This is a genomic window from Candidatus Binatia bacterium, from assembly GCA_036504975.1.
Taxonomy (GTDB): Bacteria; Desulfobacterota; Binatia; order UBA9968; family UBA9968; genus JAJPJQ01.
In genome coordinates this window covers 59,449-69,622 of record DASXUF010000052.1, presented here as the reverse complement: position 1 = coordinate 69,622, position 10,174 = coordinate 59,449, and the positions used below count along the sequence as shown (strand labels likewise).

The 10,174-nt window shown below is 59.5% G+C and carries 9 protein-coding genes; all 9 read right to left on the bottom strand.

Translation table 11 applies throughout. The features are described from left to right. Positions 1-587: 587 nt before the first annotated feature. The gene (locus tag VGL70_07255) at positions 588-833 is read right to left on the bottom strand and encodes a hypothetical protein (GenBank protein HEY3303316.1); all 246 of its coding nucleotides are present in this window, start codon (positions 831-833) and stop codon (positions 588-590) included. A gap of 51 nt (positions 834-884) precedes the next feature. Then, positions 885-1,013, bottom strand: a complete 129-nt coding sequence (locus VGL70_07250) for a hypothetical protein (GenBank protein ID HEY3303315.1) — start codon at positions 1,011-1,013, stop codon at positions 885-887. A 449-nt stretch (positions 1,014-1,462) separates the two neighbouring features. Then, positions 1,463-3,109 (bottom strand): alkaline phosphatase family protein, encoded by a 1,647-nt coding sequence (locus VGL70_07245; GenBank protein ID HEY3303314.1) that lies wholly within the window; start codon positions 3,107-3,109, stop codon positions 1,463-1,465. Next, the gene (locus VGL70_07240; GenBank protein HEY3303313.1) at positions 3,106-3,984 is read right to left on the bottom strand and encodes a glycosyltransferase family A protein; all 879 of its coding nucleotides are present in this window, start codon (positions 3,982-3,984) and stop codon (positions 3,106-3,108) included. Before VGL70_07240 ends, VGL70_07245 begins: the two co-directional genes overlap by 4 nt. A gap of 81 nt (positions 3,985-4,065) precedes the next feature. Further along, entirely contained in the window at positions 4,066-5,181 is a 1,116-nt protein-coding gene (locus tag VGL70_07235; protein ID HEY3303312.1) for a cupin domain-containing protein, read from the bottom strand. 9 nt (positions 5,182-5,190) lie between these two features. Next, on the bottom strand, positions 5,191-6,426 hold the full coding sequence (locus VGL70_07230; protein HEY3303311.1) for an extracellular solute-binding protein: 1,236 nt from the start codon (positions 6,424-6,426) through the stop codon (positions 5,191-5,193). A gap of 28 nt (positions 6,427-6,454) precedes the next feature. After that, positions 6,455-7,678: a Rieske 2Fe-2S domain-containing protein gene (locus VGL70_07225; GenBank protein ID HEY3303310.1), complete on the bottom strand. Its 1,224-nt coding sequence runs from the start codon at positions 7,676-7,678 to the stop codon at positions 6,455-6,457. A gap of 286 nt (positions 7,679-7,964) precedes the next feature. After that, positions 7,965-9,071, bottom strand: coding sequence for an extracellular solute-binding protein (locus VGL70_07220; protein ID HEY3303309.1), 1,107 nt, complete (start codon positions 9,069-9,071; stop codon positions 7,965-7,967). 133 nt (positions 9,072-9,204) lie between these two features. Beyond that, on the bottom strand, positions 9,205-10,170 hold the full coding sequence (locus VGL70_07215; GenBank protein ID HEY3303308.1) for a hypothetical protein: 966 nt from the start codon (positions 10,168-10,170) through the stop codon (positions 9,205-9,207). Positions 10,171-10,174: the final 4 nt, after the last annotated feature.

The following is a 10,174-nucleotide window of genomic DNA, read 5'->3' as shown; positions in this document are numbered from 1 at the left end:
AGCGGCTCAATCTGGACTTATCCTTGCACGAAATGTTACAGATTCTGAGCGTCACGCCATTCGAGAAAACACCGTTGTTTCAGCTCCTTACTCAGTCAGCAACCAACGGAGATATCAATGTCGATCCCAACCAACTGATTTACTCTGAAACGTGTCGGACGCTTCTGCCCATAGGGTAAATACCCAATTGTCAGCTAGCTCGCATTTCATTTAGAATCATTCCCCGTCTGGGTAAACAGAAATGGGACAGGAACTGAAGCTCTGGACGGTGTCTCTGCGGTGCCATTCATGCTCGCATCGTTTCGCCGTTAGGGAGGTGAGCCAAGATCGAATAGCGCTGATTCCTCAGATAACGCCCTGTCCTCGCTGCTCAGCGAAGTCCGTCGCCGTGGCTTCCGAGGACAACTCCCCCCTTCTCAAGACCCACCAAATTCTCGACCTGGAACAAAAAACATATCGATCATAATTCCGTATTCTACGGGCTAGCGTCCCGATCAGAGGCGGTATCGAAGCGGCAGACCCAGACTCGTTGTCGCTGTGAATGCGGCGCTGATGATTCGATCTCGCGACGAAGGGAAATGGCGATCCTACTGCATTTTACGAAAAAGACGAAGGGCCTTTTCGATTTCCTCCACGGCCTCGGGGCAGTGCGCCTTTGCGAGTCGCAGGATCAACTCGGCGGTGTCCTCGTCGCAGGCTACTGAAAGTTCGATGTACGGCCGAAACACATAACGCGTCACATCTACGGCGGTATTCAGCGCGGCGGCCGCATGCGAGCCTTTAGGCGCGCGAGCCAGAAGCCGGTCGCGCCACTCATGGGTGAGTGGGATCAAGACTACCACCAAGGTGGAGGATATTTGCAGGCCCCGGGCGCTGTCAACGGGTCAGCGACTGCCCGACTCAATCGCCTCTACGATGATCGGCACGGCATCCGGGTAGTGGTCGATTGCGGTCTTCAGCAACTCCTCGGCGGCCTGCCTTTCGCATACGACGGCGAGTTGATCTACGGGCACGATGGTGTCTCCTATCACGCTGGCCCGTTCAAGCGCGGCGTAGGCAGTGGTGCCGCGAACCGATTTTCGCAGCAAAACGGCGTGGCATTGCGCAGGTAACAAGATCACCATACTGCGCGAGACTAATATTTTCTCCGTGAGGAAATCTGCCAGAATTGTGACAATCAGAAATGTTCCGTAAGGCAGGTGTCACGCTTTCGTTTATCGACGTGAGAAGCCGGTGTCTCGGGAAGCGCATGACTCATATCCGCGTGGTCTGACGTCCCCGACGGGATTCGAACCCGTGTTGCCGGGATGGGCAGCTTTAGAAAAGACTCCGGATCCCTTTTCTAATCCGACGACGGAAGACAAGCAGAAGGTTTTTCAAAAAACGCCGAGGAGGTCTTTACCCGCTTCAAAGCGCCGGCGTGAGCGCGGCTCGGATTCCAGCAGAGAGACCAAGATGACGGTCACACCTGCGCGGCTGAGAAGTCCGCCACGCGGCGATCCGGGGAGACGATTTCGGCGATCGGCTGTCCGTCCACGTCGGCAAGCGTCACGCCGAGCATGCTGCAGAGCGTCGGCGCAAAATCCAAAATCGAGACCGCGCGCTCGAGCCGCCCGCGGGGAATCAACGGGCCGGATGCGATGAAAAGCCCACCCGGCTTGTGCTCGCCGGTTCGGCAGTAAAGATATTCGCCGCGTATCTCACCGGTTTTCTTCGAGCCGATCCGGTAAGTCGGCGAGTAGGCGGTCCACTCCACCAATAAGTCCGGCAGGTCGTCCACGTACGGTCCCTTGTAGACCTCTGCGGTCCGCAGGACGCGATTAACGATCGGCTTTCCCGTGTCGAGGTTGACCAGATCCATGAAATCCTTCGCGAGTTGCTCGCACAACGCGTCGCACTCGGCGCCGCGGCGCACTTTGCCGTTGGGCTCGCGCCCCGCCATGTTGATCCGGATGCCGCCGTGGGCGAAGTTGTTGCTTACGCGGAAGCATTGGCTCCCCGCCGGATCGACGGTCGGTCTGGGCTTGGCCGGCGGTCCGTCGATCCAGGCGCGCACGCGCCGGCGCCACGGTTTTAATTCGCGCTGAATCCCCGCGGGCAATCGGTGCCACGCCCACGCCGCCGCGGCGTCCATGCGCGCGCCCCAGGCACCACCGGGCTCGGACGGAGGATCGGGCGCAGCCGCCGCCGGCGCTGCGACTCCGAGCCGCAACAAGATATCGTCCAGGAGAAACTGCGCGTGATACTTCGGGCCCATGCCGTGGCCTGCGAGGAAAACCACTGTGGTATCTTCCTCGATGTTCTCGAGCACGCGCCCCATGGCAGTATCGATCGCGACGTAGACGTCTTTCACCGGATCGCCGATTTTTCGCGAGCTCTCCGGATCGTGCCGCGGATGCGTGGGATCGTGGAAATGCCAGCATTGATGGCCGATGCAATGGCTTTCGGTGAAGACCTGAGCGAAAAAATCCCAACCGCCCCGATCGAGAAAATATCTCGTCAGCTCCGCCTTAGTCTGGATGCCGCGCACGAGCCCGTCGCGAAAGGACATATAGTCGTCGAGGTCGCGCTCGGCGTCGCAATTGCCGCACCACGGATGTCGGGCGAAGCGGGCGACCACCTCCTTGGCCAAAGAAGGCGGGGAGGTGACAAATCCATATTGAGCGTCGTGCGCCCCCCACTCCACGATTTGGATCCCGTTCAAATCCGGAGTCGGCACGCTGAGCGGCACGTCGAGCACGGCGACGCGCCGGCCGGCGCGGCTCAACAACGCCCAAAACGAGTCGCGCTTGAAAGTGTCGCCGGTCAAGGTGCGAACGACGTCATAGGTCCCGGGCGTGAGCTGCTCCCAGCAGTACGCGCCGTGCTTCGCGGGCGTGACGCCGGTGGCGAACGATTCCCAGGTCGAGCCGACAAAGAATCCGGGCAGACTCATGGAAGGTCCGCTGAGACCGCGCTCCAGGAGACGGCGGACCGTCGGCATCGATCCATCCCCGGCCCATTGCAGGATCAAGTCGCGCTCGCCGGCGCAGAATCCAAGGAACAAAATTTTCGTGCGTGCGGCCATTGACCTATGTGCGGCGGCGCCGATCGCGTCGGCCGTCGTCACCCTCTCCCGCTCAATCTGTAGAGCGCGCCGATCGCCAGGTAAAAAAGCGCCCGACTCGGGTCATATAGTACACCGTCCGCCGGCCTGTGGGCAAATGCGGCCTTGACCAGCCACTCGATCTCATCGAGCGCGTGTCTCAGAATGACGCCGTCGCAGCGGAGGATATATTTACAGTAAACCGCTCCCCGGCCCTTTAGGTAGTTGTCTTTCACGCTGCGCGCGGCCTCCAGCGTGTCCCGGTTGTGGGCGTGATGAATCAGGACGTCGGGAGAAAAGCATGTCTTGAAGCCGGCCTTCAGCACGCGATAGAAGATATCCGTATCCTCCGACGATGCGGAACGGGTTCCGCTTCCGAGCTTCGTGTCGAAGGTCCCCACGGTCGCAAAGACTCTGCGCCGGAAGGCCATGTTACACCCGATCAGCCGTTCGATGATCTGCCCGAACGATGAAATTTGCAGGCGATCCGAAAAAGACCTTATGGCCATCGGCAAGTCCCGCTCGTTCGCCTGATCGACTCGTCCGCCCAACACTTCAAGGGTCGCGTCGTTTTCAAATTCGCGAACGAGCGAGGTCATCCAGGTCCGCGAGACAAGGCAATCGTCGTCGGTGTACGCGATGATCGAGCCGGCGGCGCGCTCAAGGCCCAAGTTCCGCGCCCTCGAGTGACCCTCTTTCCCTTCGAAATAGTATTGCAAAGGAAGCGCCTTCGAAGCGCGCTGCACAACTTGCTTGGTATGCTCGCTGGAGTTGTTGTCGACGACGATGAGCTCCCAACCACCGGGCGGCGCATCGGCTTCTTCGAGACGTCGCAAGCAGCGATCCAATTGATCGGCGCGGTTGCGGGTACAAATGATAACGCTGAGCTTATTGTTCATACGCCGCAACGGCTAAAGAGGGAGCAGCTCAGAGGGTCGGGTCTTGGATTATGGCGATTCGATAATTTGCTCGGTGAGGGCCTATTTACTTGCGTAGCTCCACTCGTAATCCCGACTCCGGTAGGCTTCTTCCGGCATCTGGCTCGTCAGGCCGCGTTTGGTCAGCTCGTCCTGAAACCGCGCGCGCACGGAGGGGTCTTCGTCAGGATATTCGATCTGGTCGCGGGCGCGGTCTTCGACCTTTTCGCTGATGCCGCTGAATCCCCGCGGCGGATGGATCGCCAGATATCGCGCCGGAGTCGGGCCGACGTTGAAGTGCTGGTGGAACCAGCGGTTCGGCGGCACGAAGAGGCTCGCCTCGTGCCACGGGATGACGACCTTCTCTCCGCCCTCGGGCCACATGATGGAGTAGCCCTCGCCCGCAGGGATCACGATCAGAAAGCCGGGCCCGTGCCGGTGGCCTTTTTTATAAGTGCGCGACGGGAACACCGACATATGGCCGGAGATCGGCGAGTCGGGAAAGCCCACCCACACGACGTGGCCGCCGGCGCCCCTTCTCTTGTACGCATCGAGCCGGTCCCACGCGCGCATGTCCGGGAAAAAATTCCCCACCCAGATGTTTCTCCCTTCGCTGCGGTTGCTGTCGGGAATCCATTCGACCTTGGCCTCCGAATAAAGATCGCCGTCGCCGTTGGTCTGAAGGCGCGTCGAATCAACGAAGGGATTTTTGAAGAAAAAGTCGGTGTTGGGGATTGCCGAGAGCGCCAGCGGCAGATAAGTGCAGTGCAACAGCCGTACGGTTTGATTGCCCTGAAGATTCCCCAACTGCCAATGGCAGCCGCCCGGTATGAGAAACATGCTGTGGCTCTGCCACTCGAAAATCTTCTTGGCCCTCTCGTCGAGCCAGACCGTCGTCATCCCTCGTCCCTGGAGAACGTAAACCGCTTCGTCGACCGCCGTCCGAAACGGCGGCAGCGTTTTTCCCGGCGCGATCTCCGTGACGTAGGCGCCGGTCACGCCTTCTTGCCCGGCGAGCTGCACGAAAGCGACGTCGCAGTCGCGCTCGTCCCAGCGGCCGAGCTCCAACTTTCTCAAGTCTTCGAGGTAATAGCCCCGGTGAATCGGCACGCCGAGAGATTCAATCCACCGCTGATACGGCGTGATTCTTTGCCAGACGGTCGCGCTTTTTTCAGCCATATGCCCTTCCTATGATTTTTTCTTCTCGGCCAGCGCCTTCTCGAGCAGATCGTAGATCGGTTTCATGTCCATGAATTCGGGACGGTCGAAGAGCATGTATTTCACGCCTTCCAGGCGGCGGGCCTCCGGAGGGATGATCTCCTTTGCGATATCGGTCCGCATCGACTCTTCCGAGTTGATCGGGGAGTTCGTCGCCTTTTGATAAGCGACCTGTCCTTCCTTGGAAAGCAGCCAGTTGATGAAGAGCCTGGCGGCATTGGGGTGCGGCGCCTGATTCACCAGTACGAGCGAGCCGCTGCTCCCCGCCGAGATCGCCGGCGCCTCTTTCCACCGCGCCGTCACGAACTCATCCACCGGCAGACCCTGCTGTTTCGCTTTGATGATTTCCGAACAGAAGAAACAGAGGGAAAATTTTCCATTCGCGAGCCAGTCGGTCGACTGGCGGATCTCCTGGCTCAAGACGACGTCCATCTCGCTGTAAAGACGGCGCAAGAATTCAGGACCGAGTCCGGGGGTATAGTAGAGGATGCGGGTGCCGATCCGCTGGCTGCCGGAAACCTTCGGGTCTTTCGAAAGGATTTTGCCCTTCCATTTGGGCTGGATGAAATCCCAGTAAGAACTGAACTCGCGCGGATTCACCAGCTTCGAATTGTAAGAGACGTAGCCGCCGGACGCGCTGCCGACGAAGACAAAGATGTATTTGTTCTCGGGATCGATGTAGTGGTGCCGGCCCTCCCACCACTTCGATTCGTCCAGGACTTCGGGCAGAATAAAGGCGCTCCGGATCGGCTCGAGTATTTTAGCCGGGTAAAAGACGGTGTAAGGCGTCGTGGGGCCGCCGATGTAAACGTCGACGAGATATTTTCCCGCCCTCCTTTCCGCCATGATTCTCGGGCCGAGCACGTTTCCCCGGCCTGGTACGGTAGTCACGGCAACCTCGGGATATTTTTTTTGAAAAGCCTGGGCTACGCCTTCCAGCTCGCCGTCGCCTTGATAAAGATAGAGCGACAGCTTCCCTTCCTTCTTCGCCGCCGCGACGGTTCGCTCCCACTCGCTCTCTTTGGACTCCGCGGCAAGCGAGGTTATGGATTGAGAAACGAGAACGACGAACAGTAATGCAAAGCTCAGTCGAGAAATCCGCCGTCCGCCCTTCGACGCGCTCAGGACGAACGGCGTAAAGTTTATACCGATGACAGCTTTCTGTTCGTGCTGAGCCTGTCGAAGCATGATCTTCGAATTCATCATTCAACACTCAACATTGAAAATTGTCTTCTCACGCCGGTACTTTTAGAATCGACCGATACCTGCGCGAATAGCGCGCTCGCGCGCCCAGACGCCCGGTCAGGAATTTCTCCCGGCTTTCGGTCGGCAGTTCGAGGCAGACGTTGGCGCTCGGGTCACGGAAGACGTTCATGGGATCTTTCCCTTCATGGATCAACTTGATCTGGTGATCGAGGAGATGGCGGTACATCACGATGCCGCGGTCGGATTCTCCCAGAAGCTCTTGCGTGCGATCAAAAACGGTCTGTTGCGAGGCGAAAATGGCATTGTCCTGGGGATCGACGTCGCTGTTCAGAAGATCCAGTTGCGGCTGACCGTGCTCGTCCAGCACCGGCGAAGGCATCTCGTAGAGCGGTATCTCACTCGCCTTCTGCTGGTCGCCTTCGTTCACCGGGTGAACGGAGTAATACCACTGCGCGGTGTTCGTATCGTCCACGGGCACGCGGAAGCGCAGCATATCCGGCCCTTTTTGCGTGCTGGGAAAAACCAGCCAGTGGCCGATCTTCCAATCGTCGGACTCCTCCGTCTCCCCCTCCAATATTCTCCGCTTGATAATTCCGTAAGCCGCCAGGTCGAAGCCGATCTTCAGATGGCGGATGTGCTTTCGGCTGCGCTCGCCCTTCCCGGTCTTCTGCGCGGCGTAAGTGCGAAACTCGCCGTGCAGCCACTCGACATGGACCGGGTCGAGAATGTTCTCCGTCGTTTGAAGCCAGTTGCACGCGGTCACCGCGTGGCCGATCTCGCGCCAGACTTTTTCCTCCACCAAAAGGTCCCAACGCGGCAGCAAAGGAACCGGCTTCGGCCCGAGATAACCGAAGATGAGTCCACCCAGTTCCTCGGCCGCATACGCCGGCAATTGAATGCTGTCCTTGAAGGTATTGCCGGGCTTCACCGTTTCTTCGAAAGGCTGCTCTACGCAACGTCCTTCACCGTTGTATTTCCAGCCGTGATAGGGGCAGCGCAAGCCGTCGGCCTCGGGAATGCCGTAGACGAGCTGGGCGCGGCGGTGCGCGCAGTACGCGCCGATGAGTCCGAGTTTTCCCTGTCCATCGCGAAATAAGACCAATTCTTCGCCGAGAATCTTGACCAGCTTCGTCGGGTGCCGCGCCAGCTCGGAGGCCGCCGCGATGGAATACCAGTAGCGGCGCAACAATTCGCCGACGGGCGTCCCGGCGCCGACGCGGGTCAATCGTTCATTTTCTTCTCTTGTCAACATAAATACCTCTCGTAAGAATCTCGCTGGGAAGCAATCAGCTCTCCGCCATCAGCTCGGAACCTCTTTTGTCATTCCCGAGTAGGCGGAAATCCAGTTTTTTCCCCACCATTTCTGCCCCGAACCTGGATGCCCGCTTTCGCGGGCATGACGTATTTCGCCCTTTCTCTCCCTCCGAGTGCCGGGTGGTGCCCGCTCGGAGAGGCCCGCGCGTCCGACACCGCCGGTTGGAATAAGTAGCTACCCATCGCGCGGGCTCGGAGAGTGGGTGCCACCCGGCACGCACCCCTCATTTTCCCGCCCCCAGCGCCTGGTTGATGACCTTCATCATCGGCTCCGTGTCCATCCACTCGGGGGTCCAGGTGACGACGTAGTTTGCGCCGTCGCGGCGGCGCATGTAAGGCCGGACCTCGTTTTTTGGAATATCGATTCGGAGAGAGTCATTCGTCTGTCCTTCTTTCTGAATCGCCGATTGCCCTTCGCGCGAGAGCAGCCAGTTGATGAAAATCTTGGCCGCGTTCGGGTGCGGCGCTTTGTCCATGAGTACGAAAGTAAACGCCGCCGGCTCCAGCGCCGTCCCCTCTTTCCACCCGCCCGTGTCGATGGTGTTGATCGGCAGCCCCTGCGCCCGAGCCTGCAGTATATCGTCGCCGTTGCCGAAAAGAAAAATAGCAAACTTCTTTGTCGCCACCCAATCGATCGCCTGGTTATAGTCGCGCGAGAGGGTCACACCGATCTCGCCAAACAGCCGCTGGAGATAGCGCGGGCCGAGCTGCGGATTGTAGTAGGCGAACCGCGCGCCGCTGCGGCCGTAACCGCCCGCCCGCGGGTCCATGACCACTATTTTTCCTTTCCATTTGTCCAAAACCTCCCAGTATGAGTTGAGCTCCGAGGGGTTCACCAGATCGGTATTGTACGCCGCCATGTTGTTCGACACGCTGCCGACGGAAACGAAGATGTATCGACCCTCCGGGTCGGCGTATTGGTGCCTGCCCTGCCACCATTTGGCCTCGTCTTTCACTTCCGGAAGAATGAAGGCGGATGGCATCGGCTGCAGCGCCTTCGCCTGATAGAGCGCGTACGGGGAGGTATTGCCGATGCGGGCCACGTCGGTAAGATACTTGCCGGCGCGCCACTCCGCCAAGATGCGCGAGAGCAGCTCGCTGCCTTTTCCCGGCTCGATTTTGACTCTGATCTTAGGAAATTTCTTCTCGAACTCTTTGATGTAGGCGTAATCGTCGCCCAGAGTGTAATACGAGACCACGCCTTCCTTCTCGGCCGCGGCGCGCGTGCGCTCCCATTCGGCCTGCGAGTCCGCCGCGAGCGCGCGGCCGCACAAGAAAAGCGTCAGCACGAGGACCGCCGACGATTTGGCTGCTTGTACTATTGTTATCATTTCGAAATCTGGCCCTTCGACGCGCTCAGGGCGAACGGAGAGAGGAAGATAGCGCATTAAGTCTTCCGTTCGTGCTGAGCTTGCCTGTCCTGAGCGATGTCGAAGGGTCGAAGCACGCTCAGTGGTCCCTAACTCAGCTCCACTTCGCGAAGCCCATGCCGCAGCCGGTACCCGCCGGAGAGCGGTACGTGGGAATGTAATCGATCAGCTCCATCCGGCTATTCTCCATCGCCCCTGCGAGCGCGACCCAGTTGAGGATCTCGGAAGTGCCGCCTTTGAGTTTCGGACGGGGCAGGGAAAAAAGCTTGTTGCGGTCCTTGTTCATCAAGCCGTCGATCGTGATCTGGTCCAGCTCTTCGTCGATGATCACGTGACTCAGGCCGCCCGAGGCCATCAAGACGACGCGCGCGTTCTGCTTCCACGACTCGATGCCGCGCCGAACCGCCTTCCCCAGATCGTAACAACGCTTGGGCGTCGGCTGGTTCGGCGGATAGTAGGTGTTGACCATCACCGGCAGCATCGGCACCTTCCCGCCGGGCCAGATCCGGCGGTAAAGAAAGCTGAAGGCATGGCCGACGCCGATCTCCGGCCGGAGCCGATTGCAGCGCGTCACGTCGAACTCGTCCGCGGTCAACGCCGAGATCAAATGCTGCGCCAGCTCCACTGCGTTGGAATACTCGGCGTCGGTCTCGGCCCAGCCGCGTTCTTCGGCGCTTTTCCACGCCGCCGGATTCCGGCCGGTATGATGCACCACCGGCAGTGTTTTCCCATGATAGAGCGCGAACGCCGGCATGTTGTCGTCGCCGAACTGCTCGTGCTGGTCGTCGCCGAAGACGACGACCAGGTCCGGCTTGGCCGCCTTCAGCGCGGCGCCGACCGCCGCGATCCCCTTCTGGCAGCCGTCGTAGCGCTTGCGCCACTTTTCTTCCGTCAGCTCCTCTTCGATATTGGGCTTTTTTTGCCGCACGGTCGCGAGCAGCCCTTTGTAGTCGAGCCGTGGATCAGTCTCGTCTTTTTGCCTGAGCAGGTTCCACTCCTCCCACGAGATGCTGAGTTGCGGGCTGTGCGAGGTCCCAAGTCCCAGTACGATTTCCGCCATAAAA